The 16,520-nt window shown below is 57.1% G+C and carries 17 protein-coding genes; 10 read left to right on the top strand and 7 right to left on the bottom strand.

Translation table 11 applies throughout. From position 1 onward, the window contains the following. Positions 1–36 precede the first annotated feature (36 nt). The gene (locus J3362_RS01525) at positions 37–681 is read right to left on the bottom strand and encodes an OmpA family protein (protein ID WP_349517799.1); all 645 of its coding nucleotides are present in this window, start codon (positions 679–681) and stop codon (positions 37–39) included. Between the two features lie 13 nt (positions 682–694). Then, complete coding sequence (locus J3362_RS01520; protein WP_349517798.1) at positions 695–3,202, bottom strand: hypothetical protein; 2,508 nt, start codon at positions 3,200–3,202, stop codon at positions 695–697. A gap of 262 nt (positions 3,203–3,464) precedes the next feature. Between J3362_RS01520 and codB the strand changes: the two genes are divergently transcribed. The 3 genes from codB to codA are packed head-to-tail and all read left to right on the top strand — an operon-like array spanning position 3,465 to position 6,658. Beyond that, on the top strand, positions 3,465–4,748 hold the full coding sequence (codB, locus tag J3362_RS01515) for a cytosine permease (RefSeq protein WP_349517797.1): 1,284 nt from the start codon (positions 3,465–3,467) through the stop codon (positions 4,746–4,748). After that, positions 4,749–5,372: a PucR family transcriptional regulator gene (locus J3362_RS01510; protein ID WP_349517796.1), complete on the top strand. Its 624-nt coding sequence runs from the start codon at positions 4,749–4,751 to the stop codon at positions 5,370–5,372. Positions 5,373–5,401: 29 nt separating this feature from the next. Further along, positions 5,402–6,658, top strand: a complete 1,257-nt coding sequence (codA, locus tag J3362_RS01505) for a cytosine deaminase (RefSeq protein WP_349517795.1) — start codon at positions 5,402–5,404, stop codon at positions 6,656–6,658. A 14-nt stretch (positions 6,659–6,672) separates the two neighbouring features. Here codA and J3362_RS01500 read toward each other — a convergent pair whose 3' ends face one another. The 3 genes from J3362_RS01500 to J3362_RS01490 are packed head-to-tail and all read right to left on the bottom strand — an operon-like array spanning position 6,673 to position 8,717. After that, positions 6,673–7,128: a DUF4112 domain-containing protein gene (locus J3362_RS01500; protein WP_349517794.1), complete on the bottom strand. Its 456-nt coding sequence runs from the start codon at positions 7,126–7,128 to the stop codon at positions 6,673–6,675. 20 nt (positions 7,129–7,148) lie between these two features. Beyond that, positions 7,149–7,796 carry a DsbA family oxidoreductase gene (locus J3362_RS01495; protein WP_349517792.1) on the bottom strand — a complete coding sequence of 216 codons (648 nt, stop codon included), beginning with the start codon at positions 7,794–7,796 and terminating at the stop codon, positions 7,149–7,151. Between the two features lie 57 nt (positions 7,797–7,853). Further along, positions 7,854–8,717, bottom strand: a complete 864-nt coding sequence (locus J3362_RS01490; protein ID WP_349517791.1) for a LysR substrate-binding domain-containing protein — start codon at positions 8,715–8,717, stop codon at positions 7,854–7,856. A gap of 112 nt (positions 8,718–8,829) precedes the next feature. Here J3362_RS01490 and J3362_RS01485 point away from each other — a divergent pair, with 112 nt between their 5' ends. The 3 genes from J3362_RS01485 to tenA all read left to right on the top strand — a co-directional run bounded on the left by J3362_RS01485 (position 8,830) and on the right by tenA (position 10,748). Then, a complete protein-coding gene (locus J3362_RS01485; RefSeq protein ID WP_349517790.1) occupies positions 8,830–9,732 on the top strand; it encodes a DMT family transporter in 903 nt (300 codons plus the stop codon). A gap of 110 nt (positions 9,733–9,842) precedes the next feature. After that, the gene (locus J3362_RS01480; RefSeq protein ID WP_008172415.1) at positions 9,843–10,055 is read left to right on the top strand and encodes a hypothetical protein; all 213 of its coding nucleotides are present in this window, start codon (positions 9,843–9,845) and stop codon (positions 10,053–10,055) included. A 24-nt stretch (positions 10,056–10,079) separates the two neighbouring features. Next, entirely contained in the window at positions 10,080–10,748 is a 669-nt protein-coding gene (tenA, locus tag J3362_RS01475; RefSeq protein ID WP_349517789.1) for a thiaminase II, read from the top strand. Positions 10,749–10,788: 40 nt separating this feature from the next. Here the strand turns inward: tenA and ybiA are convergent, their stop codons facing one another. Further along, positions 10,789–11,268, bottom strand: coding sequence for a riboflavin biosynthesis intermediates N-glycosidase (gene ybiA, locus J3362_RS01470; protein ID WP_104270624.1), 480 nt, complete (start codon positions 11,266–11,268; stop codon positions 10,789–10,791). Between the two features lie 96 nt (positions 11,269–11,364). Next, a complete protein-coding gene (mtgA, locus tag J3362_RS01465) occupies positions 11,365–12,057 on the bottom strand; it encodes a monofunctional biosynthetic peptidoglycan transglycosylase (protein ID WP_148609226.1) in 693 nt (230 codons plus the stop codon). 110 nt (positions 12,058–12,167) lie between these two features. On the opposite strand from mtgA, the gene J3362_RS01460 reads away from it, so the two are divergent. The 4 genes from J3362_RS01460 to J3362_RS01445 all read left to right on the top strand — a co-directional run bounded on the left by J3362_RS01460 (position 12,168) and on the right by J3362_RS01445 (position 16,487). Beyond that, positions 12,168–12,497 carry a 2OG-Fe(II) oxygenase gene (locus J3362_RS01460; protein ID WP_008172419.1) on the top strand — a complete coding sequence of 110 codons (330 nt, stop codon included), beginning with the start codon at positions 12,168–12,170 and terminating at the stop codon, positions 12,495–12,497. Continuing rightward, positions 12,494–13,711: a polyhydroxyalkanoate depolymerase gene (locus J3362_RS01455; protein ID WP_349517788.1), complete on the top strand. Its 1,218-nt coding sequence runs from the start codon at positions 12,494–12,496 to the stop codon at positions 13,709–13,711. The genes J3362_RS01460 and J3362_RS01455 overlap by 4 nt, the downstream gene beginning before the upstream one ends. Positions 13,712–13,819: 108 nt before the next feature. Further along, a complete protein-coding gene (gene fabG / locus J3362_RS01450) occupies positions 13,820–14,563 on the top strand; it encodes a 3-oxoacyl-[acyl-carrier-protein] reductase (RefSeq protein WP_349517787.1) in 744 nt (247 codons plus the stop codon). A 25-nt stretch (positions 14,564–14,588) separates the two neighbouring features. After that, entirely contained in the window at positions 14,589–16,487 is a 1,899-nt protein-coding gene (locus tag J3362_RS01445; protein WP_349517786.1) for a PHA/PHB synthase family protein, read from the top strand. Positions 16,488–16,520: the final 33 nt, after the last annotated feature.

Raw genomic sequence — 16,520 nt, 5'->3', positions numbered from 1 at the left:
GAAAGAGATACCACTGTTACAATTTTGGCGCAGGCCTCACTCGAAAATCAGAATTTCGACCATTCGACGGGCCGGGTCTTCAGATTCATCGGAGTCATCCGAAAGCGCCTCACCAGTGCCATCAATCGTAATCAAAGGATTGCCGGTATGATCCGACTCGGCCAGCACGGCATCGATATATCGTTTAACAGCCGCGGCCCGGCGTAGCGAAAGCAGATAATTGTAGGTTTCCTCACCAACAGCGTCAGCCTGGCCCCTGAGCGAAATGAGAGCGCCTTCACTCACTCTTGCCATCAGACGATCAATCCGGTCTTTCGCTTCGTCACTGAGTGTACTGTCGTTGAGGGCGAAAAATACCGTTTCCCGGGTCAACATTCTTCGACCACAGTCTTCACCACGGCAGATAGCGGCTTCGAAACGGTCCAGACGTTCAGACAAGGCGCTGATCGCGTCTGCATTCTCACGCTGTAACAACTCCAGTCTGACCAACCTGTCATTCAACGCTTCCAAACCCGGACTTTGAAGCGGCGATTCCAACTCATCAGGGGTATCCGAATCTGTATAGATGTAACTGCCTGTGTCAGACTCAACCGCGACGATACGCGCGCTCAGGTTGGTCCACAGAACGTAAAAGGCTATGGCGACCAGAATGAATCCGATCATGGTCAAAGCACTTCTCATCGCGGCTACCCCGTTATACCGGCATTAAAAAACAAGTCAGGAACCGCGCTGCTCCTGATCGCTGACGCTGCACATTCGAATGCGTGACAGCCAGATCCTTGCCAAAGGCTCGAATCTGGACACCGCTTCGGTACACGTTCCGGAAATTCAGATTGGCGTGCATCTCGAACCGTGTAGTGGTCTGCCATGCGAGTAGCTGATCAGGGCTGTTACTGGGACTTTCACGACCATCGGTGCCATCGCTGCCCCGGGCAGACAGCAACAAGGTGCCATCGCTCGATGCATCCGGGTCCACGCAAGCAACCACATAAAACATCCGGCCAAACACCAAAGAGGCAAGTTGCCAACTGTACCTCGTGCGTATACCGATGCTATCGCTCATGCCCACAAACTGCTTCCAGGAAAAGATCACGGCATCACCCGGTTTGAGGGTCCAGACCACAATACGCTCATCAGCAGGCAAGCGCCGGTATGGCGCCGCCCCGACAACACGGGCGCCTGTCCAGATACGGTTCATATGCCAGGCACCGCGCAGGAACCGAGAGAAGAAAGCCTTCTGCGCCTGGGGAGTTACTTCATCAGGCGGCGCATTGGCAAAATCATAGCGTTTGCTGACGTACATCAGCTCCCCCATGTCAGGGGTCAGGTCGAGCCGATCTGGCACATCCCTCACCCGACCAGATTGTCTGGGCTCTGGCTCCGATTCAAACTGAATCATTCGCTCGCCATTGGCCTGCGCTCCGAAAAACACCCGGGCAAAAATATACATCAGGCTTTTGATGACAACGAGGATCAAGACAAACCAGGAGACCCAGGCATAGATATCAACAACAGCGTAGATCAGACCCAACTGCTTCTTTATCGCCGTTTCCGTATCGTGGAAAGTCGAGCTCAAGTCCTCTCGGGCAACATCAACAAGGTTGGCAGCGCCGGTTCGGGCAAGCTCCGCATAACCCTGCGTTGTTCGATCCAGCCTCTCGCGCTCCGCCTCGCGCCTGTCGGCATAGGCTTCATTCAGCGGTTCCTTGACCGACGTTTCTGCGCATGACGCTGTCTGGAAAACCCAGGGCAGAAAGCCACTACACCCCGGTGGCGCCATTTCTGGCTCTATATCTGGCAAGGTCTCGGGTACCTCTGTTTCATAAAACGCCATAATTGCGGCAGCCACGGCTTTCGGTGACGACTTTGCCTGCGCATCCAGGCTGTCGAGCATTCCGAAAGCGGCCTTTTCCTGCTCATCGAAATAGGCGCTGATGGCACTATCGATGTTCTGCCTCCGGTTTGCTTTCGGGTCGGAGTCCGCCATGAATTCCAGACTGTAAAGTTGATTATCGACCCATCGCTCAACCTGCCAGGAGGCTGCAAGACCAAGCGCCAGCAACGTCAGGAACGGCAGGTAAAAGACCAGTGTTTTGCGGCAAGTCTGCAATAGAAAAGATCCCGACTGCCTGCGAAGCAACGGAATATTCTCCCGCACCAACAAGCGCGCAATGCGCAGCGCGAAGCAAAGCATCAAGAACTGAACAATCAACCAGAGCCTGTAGCCCAAGGCGCCTTCTGAATAAAACACTGCGGCGAACAGCGAAACGCCCAGAAGCGACAGGTAAACCGTAGATCCCATAGGAAAGACCCAGAGCAGAGCCACCAACACTGCCAGACACAGCAGTTTGTAAGTCATGGAAATCTGCCAGGCCCTGTAAGCATCACTTGCCCAGAGATAGGTGCTGATTCGTGCATCAAGGTCCCGCAGCTGTGTCAGAGCCTGCTCAGTATCCGATCGTGCTGTTTGGATCGATGTCAGCTCCACCCTCAATGCCCGGCGAGTGGTTTCCAGAGCATTACGGTGGCGGATAACCTTGTTTCGCCCTTGCCTGAGCTTCTCCCCCAACACCTTGTTCGCCAGTCCAAGGCTGAAACGCGAGACTATGGCCAGATCACGCAGCGACTTATCAATCATACTCAGGTGCGAGTTAGCCTGGCCGATCTTCAGCCTCAATGCCGTTATCTGAACAGCAATTTTGGCAGCCCGCTGGCTGACGTTCGTGTCCCAGGCACCACTCCGTTCTGAAAGCTGGTCTAACTCGCTCAGTAGTTCGGCGCGCTCGAAACGGAACAGCCCCGTGTCAGTATGATCTATTTCACCAATCCTGCTTCGGAGTGAGTTCAGGTCCGGTAGCTCAGCACTTTCTCTGGCGAGCTTTTCATTTTCGTAGAGCCTCTCCTGGGCATCCCAGGCGCTTGGAAACTGTTCAGTCAGCTTCTCAGGAGGGAAAAAGACCAGCGCCAACCAGGGCAAAAGCAGTGGCATCAGGACAAAGCGTCGCAGAACAACGCACGCCGCGATTCCAACAACGAAAACGACAAGGCAGAGCTCTGGGGGCAGGAACATCAGGCTTTCAACCTCAAGCCCAAAGCGCTCGTCAAATATGGAAAAAGGAGAAATGTGGCCAGTAACCACAGCCGGAGCGATGCCAAGTGCGATGGCAACCCACAGGGTGTAGCTGGCACCGCGCCTGGTCATTGAGTGAATTCCTTCTCGCCAAAGGAGTAATTGGAAGTGTAGTCCAGTTTGCTGCCGGCGCCTGACGCACCAAAGGAGTAACTCCGCCACCAGATCGCACCGTATTGAAGCAGAGAGGTTCCTGCCAAAGGCTCTTCAACAGTGCCTTTGTGCACTATGCACAATATCTGGCGGACTACGCCGCAAGATTCGACCCGAAAAGCCTCCATGGCACAAACGTTGCCAACTCCCTTCGTGTTACCCAAGACACGGAGAGATCGTCATGACCACTGAACCTACACCCAAAGAACAGGATTATCCCTTAAGCCCGGTTCCCATGGATCAGCGCAAAAGCGTCTGGTCCATGGGGTTGGTGCTCCTCGGCTTTACTTTCTTTACCGCCACCATGTGGGCGGGTGGCAGCGTTGGTGTTGCCTTCGACTTTTCCACCATGCTGATGGTTCTGGCGGTCGGCAATCTGCTGCTGGGGCTGTACGCAGCAGGGCTGGGTTATATCGCCGCGAAGACTGGTCTGAACACAGCCCTGATGAGCCGGTTCACCTTTGGCGAGCTGGGCAGCAAGCTGTCCGACTTTATTCTGGGCTTCACCCAGATTGGCTGGTACGCCTGGGGCACGGCCACTATGGCAATTCTGCTGGTCAAACTCACCGGGATGCCGGAAGGGATGACAACGCCGCTGATGGTGCTGTTCGGGTTCGCCTTCTGTGTTACTGCGTTTATCGGTTACCAAGGACTGGAGTGGCTATCGAGGGTTGCCGTCCCCGCCATGATTATTCTGGTCGCCGTCAGTATGTCCATCGCCACATCCGATGCCGGCGGCCTGTCCGGGCTGCTGGCTATTACCCCGACCAATGAGATGAGCGTTGCAGCGGCAATCACGCTGGTCTTCGGCACCTTTGTCAGTGGCGGCACCCAGGCAACCAACTGGACCCGCTTCGCGAAATCCGGCAAAACCGCTGTGATCGCCACATTGCTTGCGTTCTTCCTTGGCAACGGTCTGATGACCCTGATCGGCGCCTTTGGTGCCCTCGTTTACCAGCAAGCCGACATCGTCGACATCATGGTCGCCCAGGGCCTGGCCACACTTGGTATCCTGATGCTGTTCCTGAACCTCTGGACCACCCAGGACAACACGGTATACAACTTTGCGGTCGCGGGCTGCAATCTGATCCGTACCCGCCGCCGCAAGTCGGTGACCATTGCTGGTGCCGCGATCGGGACAGTTCTGGCGGTACTGGGCATGTACGAATGGCTGATACCGTTCCTTGTTCTGCTCGGCACCTTTATCCCGCCGATCGGTGGCGTCATCATGGCAAGCTACTTTGTCGGCTATAAACGCCAGTATCCGGACCTGACCACGGTTACACTGCCAGCCTTCAACTTCGCTGGGCTCGCGGCCTACGCCATCGGCTCCGCAGCCGCCTATACTTCTCCCTGGATTGCGCCCATTGTGGGTGTTCTCGTCGCGGCCCTGAGCTACAGCATCATTCTGGTTGTAAGCGAAGCGGTCCGTGAGCGTAAAGCTCAGGTGATGGGAGCAATCTGAGTGACGCTGCGATGCCGGAAGGTGCCACATCTCCCCGGCCTGGATGCCATTCGGCTCCGGGGAGGGGAGTCCGCCGGGGATAACCCGGTACGCTGGCCCTATGTAGCGGAAAACCGCTCGTTCAAGAGCTGGGTCAAAGGTGGCGAACTGGTTTTTGTTACCGGCATCAGCCGACATCGCAGCCCCCAGAATCTGGCGGAATGCCTGTATGAGGGCAAGGAATGCAATGTCTCCGGACTCGTTGTCCTGACCGGAGATGCTTACATTGGTCAACTGCCCAACACGTTATGCCGGCTGGCCGACGAGCTTGCGATACCTCTGTTCGAACAGCCCTATTCTCTGCCCATGGTGGAGGTCACAGAGGCAATCGGCAGGGCCATTATCTGGTCCGAAAATACATCGGTCGAGCAGATGGACCATGACCTTCTGGCCGATTCTGCCGACATGCTCGATGCCTGGATCGCCTGCCGGGGCAACCAGAGTGCCATGGCAGAAGCATTAGGCTGCCACAGAAACACAATACGCAACCGAATGAACCAGCTCAGTGAATCAATGGCTGGCCAGGGCACCCCGACAGAACAATTCAGAACACTGTTACTGGCACACCTGCTACTGAAACCATAGATGCGGGTTAGCCACTGACCGGAGATAAAATGACTAAACCATTGAACGCAATAGCGAACGCACGTCTACAGGGCCGGGATGGGCTATTCCGGCTTGAGATCAGCAACGGACGCTTTTCAGGTATCACCGCCCAAGCCGAAAATACCACCGTCAATGAAGGCGAACTGGATGCCGGAGGAAATCTGGTCACAGCCCCTTTCGTGGAGCCACACATCCATCTCGACGCCGCCATGACCGCCGGGGAGCCGCGCTGGAACAAGAGCGGCACCCTGTTTGAAGGCATTGAATGCTGGTCCGAGCGTAAGACAACCCTGAGCCACGACGATGTGATCAGCCGCGCCAGCCAGACGCTGAAGCTCTTTGCCGCCCATGGCATCCAGTACGTGCGTACCCACGTGGATGTGACTGATCCGAGCCTGACTGCCCTCAAGGCCATGCTTGAGGTTCGCGAACAGACCGCAGCCTTCGTTGACCTGCAGATCGTCGCGTTTCCCCAGGAGGGCATCTGGTCTTTCAAAAACGGGCGTGAGCTCATGGAGGAAGCCGTGCGTCTCGGCGCTGATGTGGTTGGTGGCATTCCCCACTTCGAGTTTACCCGGGATTACGGTGCAGAGTCGGTTCGCTGGCTGATGGAGCTTGCCCATAAAAACGACCGACTGGTGGATGTTCACTGCGACGAAATTGATGATCCGGAATCCCGGTTCCTCGAAGTTCTGGCCGCCGAGGCCCTGAGACTCGACTACGGTTCCAGGGTATCCGCCAGCCATACCTGTGCAATGGGCTCCTATAACGATGCCTACTGCAGCCGCCTGTTTCGATTGCTGAAAAAGTCAGGCCTGCGCTTTCTTTCCATGCCCACTGAAAGCCTGCATTTGCAGGGCCGATTCGACAGCTATCCCAAACGCCGTGGCATCACCCGGGTCCCCGAGCTGCTTGATGCCGGACTGAAAGTCGCCTTTGGCCAGGACTCAATTCGCGACCCCTGGTATCCAATGGGCAATGGCAACCTGCTCCGGACCCTTGATGTCGGCCTGCACGCCTGCCATATGCTGGGCATGAGCTGGATCGACCGTTCACTGGAGCTGATCACCGAGAATGGCGCGGCTGCGCTTGACCTTGATGAGTATGGCCTTGACGAAGGGATGCCAGCACGGTGCGTGGTTCTTCAAGGGGCCACGCCCTATGAAGTGCTACTCGGGCAGCGACCGGTGCTGGCGTCTGTAAGGGACGGGCAGGTGTTGGTCCGGCGGCAGGCCTCCCACCCGGAAACCGGCCTGATGCTTTAAGAGCAGTATGCGGCTCAGAATAAAAGCGTGAGGCCACCGGTCACCACAGAGAACAGCACGGATAAACCAATCACGGTCCGCCAGGGGAAAGGCGGAGGCGGTGGTTCAATCGCCAACTCCTTTTCCAGGTAGTTACGAAGCAGACGGGTGTTGCGGGTGTTGGCTTTATAAACCGCGTCGAAGGCATCGCCTACCACTGGCAACAGCCCGCCGAGAAAGTCGATGCCCATGTTCCGCAACATGCGCATCTTCACCGCCTTGGTGGCGCCCGCTCGCTGCGCTTCCACCAGTACGTATCCGGCCAGGACCAGGCCCACGGCGTCCCCCACCACGGGCAGCAGGCCAATCACGGCCTCCGCGCCAATCCGTACATTGGTGAACGGAATAGCGATGTTGCTATCGGTAAAGCGGCTGAACTTCTCCAGCCGTGCCAGGATGGCCCGTTGCCGGGCTTCGGATGGTTTCGACATTCTCTCTCCAACGAAGGCGCTCACTCAGGCTTTGCGCTGATTTCTTCGAATGCCTGAACCAGGGTGTCGGGTTCCTGGGCGCCGGAGATCAGGTATTTACCATTCACGATAAACGCTGGCACCGCAGAAACGCCGGCCTGTTGATAGGTTGCTTCATCCTCGCGCACCACGTCGGCGAATTCATCAGAGTCCAGAATCTGCTTTGCCCTCGCGCGATCCAGCCCCAGGCTCTCGACACAGGCCAGCAACACGCCCTGGTCTGAAACGTCTTCCGCCTTTCCAAAGTAGGCCTCGAAGAGCGCCTGCTTCATCTCCGTCTGCTTGCCCTGCTCAGCCGCCCACTTCACCAGCCGATGGGCATCGAAGGTATTACAGGTGAAGCGCTCCTGCATTTTTTCAAAGTTGAGGCCCAGATCTTTCGCGACCGCCATCATCTGGTCCTGGGTCGCGCGCATTTCCTGCTCACTTCGACCGTACTTGCGGGCCAGGGCCGGGAGGATGGGCTCGCCCGTGCCAGAGTGGTCCGGGTTCAGTTCAAACGCGTGCCATTGCAGGCCGAATTCATACTCCGACGCCAACTGTTTCATGGCCTGCTCCAGTCGCGCATAACCAATCGCGCACCAGGGGCAGGCGATGTCGGAAACAATGTCGATGTTGATCGTTTTCATGGGGTATCCCGTTCATTGCGTTTAGACACGATACTGCCAGCCTAACATGGAGACAGATCAGCCATCTCCCGCCAGATGTTCCCGGATCAACTCTGCCATCTGCCGGGCCGGTTCAGTCGGACGGCCCGACGGCCGATGCAGGGCCATCTCGATGGATTGCAGAGCCGGCATACCGCTTCGTTCGTCCAGAACCCGCAGCTGGGGTGTGAGCATATCGCGGGTTACGGGCACCACCGCCAATCCGGCCACGACAACGGGCATCAATCCTGTCATCGACTGGCTTGAGTAGGCCAGGCGCCATTGCCGACCCGCAGAAAACAGAGCCTGTTCTGCCACCTCTCTGAACACATCAGCGCCGGGCGAGTAAAGCGCGAGAGGAATGGGATCTGCAAGGGACGGCTGTTTCTCGGCGCCAACCGCCCACACCAGTGGCTCCCGGCGAATCACTTCCCCACCCGGAGAGCGGGTCTGACGGGTCACAACCGCCAGGTCCAGCTCACCAGCCTGCACCTGCTCCAGCAGCCTGACGCTTGATCCGCAGATAACCTGCAGCTGAACCGCCGGGAACAGCTGGCTGAAATGGGAGAGAACGGAGGTCAGCAGAAACGCATAGTCTTCCGGGATACCCAGGCTCAGCTGCCCCGATACCTGCCGCTGCCTGAGCGAATCCAGTGCCTCGTTGTTAAGGGCCAGCATCTTCCGGGCGTAACCGATCATTTGCTCGCCCTCCGCGGTAAACCGAATACGCCGGCCCTCTCGCTCGTGAAGGGACACTTCCAACAGGGCTTCCAGGCGATGCAACTGCATGCTGACGGTTGACTGGGTATAGGCAAGCCGGTCAGCCGCCGCCGTTACCGTTCCCGTGTCAGCAATGGCCACCAGTGTTTGCAGCACGTTCAGATCCAGAATACGGGGACGCAATTCATCAACTCCTGTGATGCTTTTAATCACTAAACGTTGTTTTTGTGATATCTCAAGCGAGTATATCCTCCCGCTGTCAGATCACAACACACCAGCTACAGGAGGACTGCCCATGAGGATTGTCAACGCGCCCATACGTCTGCCCAACATCCTTAGCATCATCGCGGCTCTGGTCGCCGTCGTTCTTTGGGCTATTGCCCCTTTGCTGGTCGATGCAGCGCGGTCCATCCCGCCCTTCCAGCTTACGACCATCGCCCTGATCAGTGGCGCACTGGCCGTGCTGCCCATGAGTTTCCGGGGCCGCGAAGCGCGTAAATCTGTGAAAGTGTCCTGGCAATGGAAACTGGTGATTTTCGGTCTTGTGCCTTTGCTGGTTCTGGGGGCGGTCGGCGCCTACCTGGCCGGGCTGGGCATGGCACCCACCGCAGAGGCGTCATTGATCACCTATACCTGGCCGGTGATGTTCATCCTGATCAGCCAGTGGGCCTTTCATCGGCGGATCGCGCTCCCGGTTATAGCGGGGGCACTGATTGCCTTTTCCGGCGCGGCTTTGCTGCTGGGCCCGGAGGCCCTGAATAATGGTTTTTCAGGCAACCTGACCGGTTACGGGCTGGCTCTTCTGGCTGGGGGTTGCTGGGCCCTTTACTCCTGGATCTGCCAGGCAACACCCGTAGCGATCGCTCCCGTAATGCCAGGCCTGTTCCTTCTGGCTGGCGCCGGAGCCGCAGCCGCAGATACCGTTTCCGGCTCCGCCCATGTGCTGCCTTCAGGAACCGCGCTCGCCGCTGGTGTCGCCCTGGGTCTGGGTCCATATGGCCTGGCCATGGTGGCCTGGGATCTGGCATTGAGGAAAGGCCCTACCGCACTGGTGGGCAGCCTGGCCTATGCGGTACCTGTGCTGGCCGCTCTTTTCCTGGTACTGGCCGGGATTGCCGCGCCAGACTGGCGGCTTCCGCTGGCTGCGATGCTCGTAGTTCTTGGTTCGCTGGTGGCAGCCAGCCGTCGACGAGCCTGAACCTGACAGATCGTCGAGCAAGACGACCAGTCCAAGGCTGCCTATCGGCCTTTCCCGGAAGACATGCGTATACTCCTCTTGTGTAACTCAAACCGCAGAGGAGTATGCCAATGGCCGACGAAGACACGCTCACCGCCCTGAAAACCGCCTTTACCTTCATGCCCCAACCGGTCGAAATCAATCGGTTCGAATACGGCGACGATGCTGACAGAATTCTCGCGCAGGTGAATTTTGTGCGGGAAGTACTGGTCAGTCACGGCATTGATCCGGAAGAAGTCGCCGGTGAGATCAACCCGGACTCGTCACCGAATTCCTGTTACTGAGTCGACCGTCCTCCAGGAGAAAGCATGCCTTATCAGTTCGAAGACCTGAAAAAGAGCTGTCAGACGGAATGGCAAGCCTACATTGAGCACAGCTTTGTGCAGCAACTGGGTAATGCGTCGTTGGCGCCCGAAGCGTTCCAGCATTACCTCAAGCAGGACTACCTGTTCCTGATCCAGTTCGCGCGTGCCTTTGCTCTTGCAGCCTATAAAAGCCCGACACTGTCGGATCTCCGCCAGGCCAAGGAAGGTTTGCAGGCCATTGTGGATGTGGAGCTGGATTTGCACATCAGCTACTGCAAGGAATGGGGAATCTCCGAACAAGAGCTGGCCGAACTACCGGAAGCCCGCGCCACACTTGCCTACACGCGCTATGTTCTGGATACCGGCAACCGTGGTGATCTGCTAGACCTCCACGTTGCCCTGTCGCCTTGCATGGTGGGTTACGGTGAAATCGCCAACTGGCTGAACAGCCGGGCGGAAACGATTCGGGGTGAGAGCAACCCTTACGACGCCTGGATCGCCATGTACGAGAGCGACGAGTTCCAGGACGCCATGCAGGCAGAGATCCGCTGGCTCAATGAGCGACTGGCCGAAGTCTCCCCTGCCCGCTTCAAAGAGCTGAGCCGGATTTTCAGCGACGCCACCCGGCTTGAAATTGATTTCTGGGAAATGGGCCTGAAGCAGAGCGATTGACCTGCGCTACCGGTGTTGCAGTTGGCGCGCAGGCTGGCGCTCAAGCCTGCGCTGCCCGCTCTTCCCGCAACCTCGCCCGCACGTTCATCAACACTTTCCCGTACCGGTTTTCACCCCGCCGATCCCGGCCACAACCCCAGAAATAATCGAAATTGCTGTTTTCAACGATTTTCGTGTCGCCGGTATCCAGCAGAGCCTCTGCCAGCTCGGGGTGGGTTCGGCAACGCACGTAGATTCCCCGCGTCATAACGGTTTCGCGCACCTGTTTCCAATCCCGACGCAGGCTCTTGTGGCGCTTCCGCCCAAGCTTTCCTGCCTTGCCGGGCGTATCGGCGTTGCGCACCTTTTCCTGGCGGTTGTCGTCGGTGAACTTCATTCCCTGGAAATAGTGTTCCACGGTTGGCCAGATCTTGCCTTCCAACTCGAAACTATAGGGCGCATGGGTGCCCAGCGGGTTTTCCGGGTCGGTTCGTGACATGAACAGATCGTTCTCGCCGTTGTCGTCGGGGAAGAGAGACATTCGTGCAATCCTTTAAAAATAAGTGGTCCTGCAATACCCCTAGTATCAACGAGTCCGCGCCAGGGGTCACGCCAATAAATCTGCTCATCTGCAAGACTAGAGATCTCGCAGGTATCCAGCACCCAGCTGTGCAATCTGGCCCCGAATCCAGGCCACTCGTTCCAACACATACGACGATGGCGAATTGACCCGCAGGACTTTCGGATTCGGGAGTACGGCCGCGAGCAGCGCGGCCTGGTACTCGGTGAGGTGACGGGCAGGCTTGCCGAAGTAGGCCTGGCTGGCGGCTTCAACGCCATAAATTCCGGGGCCAAACTCGGCAATATTCAGATAAACTTCCAGTACCCGCTGTTTTGACCAGAGGCCGTCTATTACAAGCGCCAACCCCGCCTCAATGGCCTTGCGAATGAAACTACGCCCGTTCCAGAGAAAGAGGTTCTTGGCCGTTTGCTGGGTGATAGTACTGGCTCCTCGAAGCCCGTCGCCGGCCCGGTACTCCGAGAGCGCCTGGCGAACCGCCTCAAAATCCACGCCCACATGATGCGGGAATCGCTGGTCCTCGCTGGCAACCACCGCCAGCGGCATCCAGGGAGAGATCTCGCGCATGGGCACCCATTCGTGGGCGAGGGATTTGTTCGCGCCCTGAAGCTGATAACCCAGCATGAAGGCCGAGGTGGGTGGATTTACGAACCGAAACATCAGAACCACCAACAGCACCAGCACGATAGCGCCAGCGCATAGCAGCAAAAACCATCGCAAAAGCTTGCGACCACCTGATGCTCTGGCCATCAGTTCAAATCCTCATCTTTGTACGAGCGAGTTCCCGGCCATAATTGACCAACGGGCCGCACAGCGCGCAAACTGCTGATAGCGATTCTGCAAGAGCGTATGCCACTACCATGCCTGCAAAAGTAAAAACCCGGATTCTCTTTCATTCCAGACGCCTGAATATATACCTCGTCCGATATCCAGAAGGCCACAAGGTAGGGCCGCACGTGGACATGGTTTCCGAGGGCCGGCTCTATAAACTCAATTGGGTTCTGGCCAAACCCAAAGCCGGTGGCGAATTCATCTGCGACAAGAACATTTTCAACCTTTTTGGAAGATTGTATCTGTTTCGCCCGGATCTCTATCAGCATCGGGTATCAAAGATCGAGCGCGGAAATCGATGGCTGTTGAGTTTTGCGTTGACTTCCGGACTCCATAACTCAAGCAGGACAGTATCATGATGTATTTTGCCCATGAAATGAGCCGTGCCGCGCTGATGCCCTTGCGCATGATGACAGACGCACAGAGCAAATTGCTCAGGCATCCTCTCAGCCCTTTGTCCCGCTTGCCTGGCGCTCGCAGTATTGCTTCCGCCTACGGCGTGTTCGGCGACCTGACTCGACGCTACCCGAAACCGGCCTTCAATCTGCACACAACGGTGTGCGATGGGGAGGAGGTCGACATCAGTGAAGTCATCGTCAAACGCAAACCCTTTGCCCAGCTCAAGCATTTCCAGCGCAGCGTATCTCGCCCCGATGACCCGAAACTCCTGATCGTTGCGCCCTTGTCCGGGCACTTTGCCTCACTGCTGCGTGGCACTGTGAAGGAAATGCTGCCAGACCACGACGTCTACATCACGGACTGGCGTGATGCCTGCAGGGTTCCTCTCTCCGCTGGCGACTTTGGGCTGGACGACTATATCGACTACGTGATCGATTTCATTGAAGAGCTTGGGCCGGACACCCATGTATTGGCGGTTTGCCAACCGGTAGTGCCGGTGCTCGCGGCTACCGCCATCATGGCCGAGGATAATAACCCCGCGACACCACGCTCGCTCGCCCTGATGAGCGGCCCCATAGATGGACGCGTCGACCCCACCGCACCATGTGAGCTGGCCACGAAACACAATCTGGCCTGGTTCCGGCGCAATCTGGTTCACCCTGTGCCCGCGCCTTATCCGGGAGCCATGCGGAAAGTCTATCCCGGCTTTCTGCAACTGACCGGATTCGTGAACATGAACTTCGACCGCCACGTTGACGCCTACCGGGGCCTGTTCAAGTCCATGCGGAATAAGGAAGTCGAGAAGATCAGGCGTCATCGTGAGTTTTACGATGAATACCTCGCCGTTATGGATCTGCCGGCCACGTATTACCTGGACACTATCCAACGTGTCTTCCAGGAGTTTCACCTTGCCCGGGGTTGTTTCATGCATCGCGGCCGAAAAGTGAACCCGGCCGCCATTGAAAACACGGCATTGATGACAATCGAAGGCGAGAAAGACGACATTTCCAGTCCAGGACAGACCCGGGCCGCCCACGACCTGTGCGTGAACATCCCGGATGCCAGGCGTCTGCACCATCTGCAAAAGGGGGTTGGCCACTACGGCGTCTTCAACGGCAGCCAATGGCGCGAATCCATTGCACCACGGCTCAAGACATTCATCCGAGAAGTGTGACATGCATCAAGTTTTCTTGTCGCTTTTCAGGAGCTCTGCTAGCTTGAATGAGGTTATGAATAATAAAAAATAACACTCAAAGCGAGCTACAGCTCCAGGGAGGATGTCATGCAGGATCTCAAAGGGAAGGTCGCCCTCGTAACCGGTGCCTCTCGCGGCATCGGTCGTCACATCGCACTGCAACTTGCCCAACGCGGCGCCGACGTCGCCATCAACTACCGCTCCCGCCAGTCTGAAGGCGAAGAAGTCGCCAGGGAAATTGAGGCAACCGGCGTACGAGCACTCTCCTTCAAAGCAGACCTGTCAAAAATGCCGGAAGCACGCAGCCTGGTGCGCCAGGTCCAGGAGCAGTGGGGCCGCATCGATATCCTGGTGAACAACGCCGGCATCACCAAAGACAAGTCCATGAAGAAGCTTACCGACGACGACTGGAATGACGTTCTCGACACCAATCTGGGAAGCGTCTACGCCACTTGCTCCGAAGTATTGAAGATCATGATGGATCAGAAATACGGTCGCATTATCAACATCACATCTTTCGTCGGGCAGGCGGGCAACTTCGGGCAAGCCAACTATGCGGCCAGCAAGGGGGGCATTATTGCGTTTACCAAGACCCTGGCGCTGGAAATGGCAAAGTACAACATCACGGTCAATGCCATTGCCCCAGGCTTCACTGAAACCGAAATGCTGGCCCAGGTTCCGGAGAATATCCGTGAACAGATCATTGCCAGGGTTCCGATGGGTCGTTTTGGCAAGCCGGAGGAAATTGCCCGCGCCGTGGTCTTCCTGGCCGCAGAAGGGGATTACATCACCGGCCAGCAAATCAACGTAAACGGCGGCGTTTACATGTAACAGTTGAAAGGCAGAAGACGAAAAAATGGCTGATAAACCAATAAAAAAGCAATCAACGCCTGACTTCGAACCCAATGTGGTAAGCCGCTCTCTGGCACGAGTGGGTGTCCATGGTGGCCGCCTGCTAAAGCGCTCTGTCATGCGCCGTTTAAGGGGTGGCCCGCCCAATCCGGCCAGCGTAGGCAGCATGACCAGGCCCTTCGTGACGCTGACCGGCAAGCTTGCAACCCAGCCAGACACGCTTCTGTTTGCACAGATGCGGCTGCTCAAGGACACCAGTCTGTTCTGGTCTGGCATTCTGGCCAGCGGTATTGGCAAGAAACCGTTGACCGTGGCAGAACCAGAGCCTGGCGACGGTCGCTTCCGTGACCAGGCCTGGAACGACGTCATAGCCTTCAACGCCCTCAAGCAGGCGTATTTACTGTCAACTCGCTGGGTGATGGACACCATCGACGATGTCCGGGATCTGGACGAGCACGATAAACGGAAAGTCCGTTTTTTCACCAGCCAGATAACAGACGCCCTCGCCCCCAGCAACTTCATCCTGAGCAATCCGGAAGTGTTGCGCACAACCGTCAAGACACGAGGCAAGAACCTCCTGCGAGGCCTCGCCAACCTGCTGCGTGATCTGGACGAGGGCAAGGGCCCGATGCCTTTTCGCATGTCCGATCCGGATGCGTTTGAAGTGGGCGACAATCTGGCCAACACACCCGGCGACGTGGTGTTCCAGAACGACCTGATGCAACTCATCCAATACCGGCCGACCACCGAGAGCGTCCATCGCCGGCCTTTGCTGGTGATACCGCCCTGGATCAACAAGTATTACATCCTCGACCTTGGCGAGAAAAAATCGTTCATCCGTTATTGGGTGGAACAGGGCCACACCGTATTTGTGGTTTCCTGGGTTAATCCCGGACCAGAGTTGGCATACAAGACCTTTGAAGACTATATGCTCGAAGGTCCGGTTGCCGCGATGGATGCCATTGAACAGGCAACCGGTGAGCGAGAAATCAACACGGTTGGATACTGCATCGGTGGCACCCTGCTTAGTTGCACACTTGCCTGGCTGGCGGCTCGCGGGGATGATCGCGTAAAAAGCGCGACGTTTCTCAACAGCATGATGGATTTCTCGGAAGTCGGCGATCTCGAAGTCTTCATTGATGAGGACTCGATTGCCAAAATCGAGAAAGCCATGAACAAACAGGGCTATCTTGAAGGCGCTTCCATGGCAACGGCCTTCAACATGCTGCGGGCCAACAGCCTGATATGGTCTTTTTTCGTCAATAACTATCTTCTCGGCCGCGACACTGCGCCCTTTGATCTGTTGTACTGGAACTCGGACGCCACCCGCATGCCAGCGGCCATGCACAGCTTTTACCTCCGCAATATGTACCTGAACAACCGACTGCGTGAACCCGGGGGTATTACACTGGCGGGTACACCGATCGATTTGAAAAAGGTGAAGGTCCCAAGCTACTTTGCATCCGCCATTGAGGACCACATCGCACCCTGGATCTCCTGCTACAAAGGCGCACGTAACCTGGGCGGCCCGTTGCGCTTTGTCCTCGGCGGTTCAGGGCACATCGCCGGCATCATCAATCCACCCGAAAAGAAGAAGTACGGTTATCGTCTGAACGAAGACAATCCAGCCAGTCCAGGGGAATGGCTGAAAGGTGCCGAGCAGTTTGAGGGCTCCTGGTGGCCAGATTGGGTAGCTTGGGCCGAGCAGTACGGTGGCGGCAAGGTTAAGGCTCGCATTCCGGGAGAGGGCAATCTGCCTGTGATTGAACCGGCGCCCGGGGCTTACTTGCGCAACGAGCCGGCACCGCCAAGCCCGGCAGTCCGGAAGCGGCGGCAACCGCAACGCGGGAAATCGGGTTCCGCGAAGCAGAAAACGCCATCACCTGAGAAGGTCACGCAGTGAAGCATCCGTGGACTGAGCGGGCAACTCTGGAAT

The organism is Marinobacter sp. NFXS11, from assembly GCF_040148675.1.
Lineage (GTDB): Bacteria > Pseudomonadota > Gammaproteobacteria > Pseudomonadales > Oleiphilaceae > Marinobacter.
Note: the sequence above shows the minus strand (reverse complement) of the source record. Positions and strands in the feature narration are given on the sequence as shown.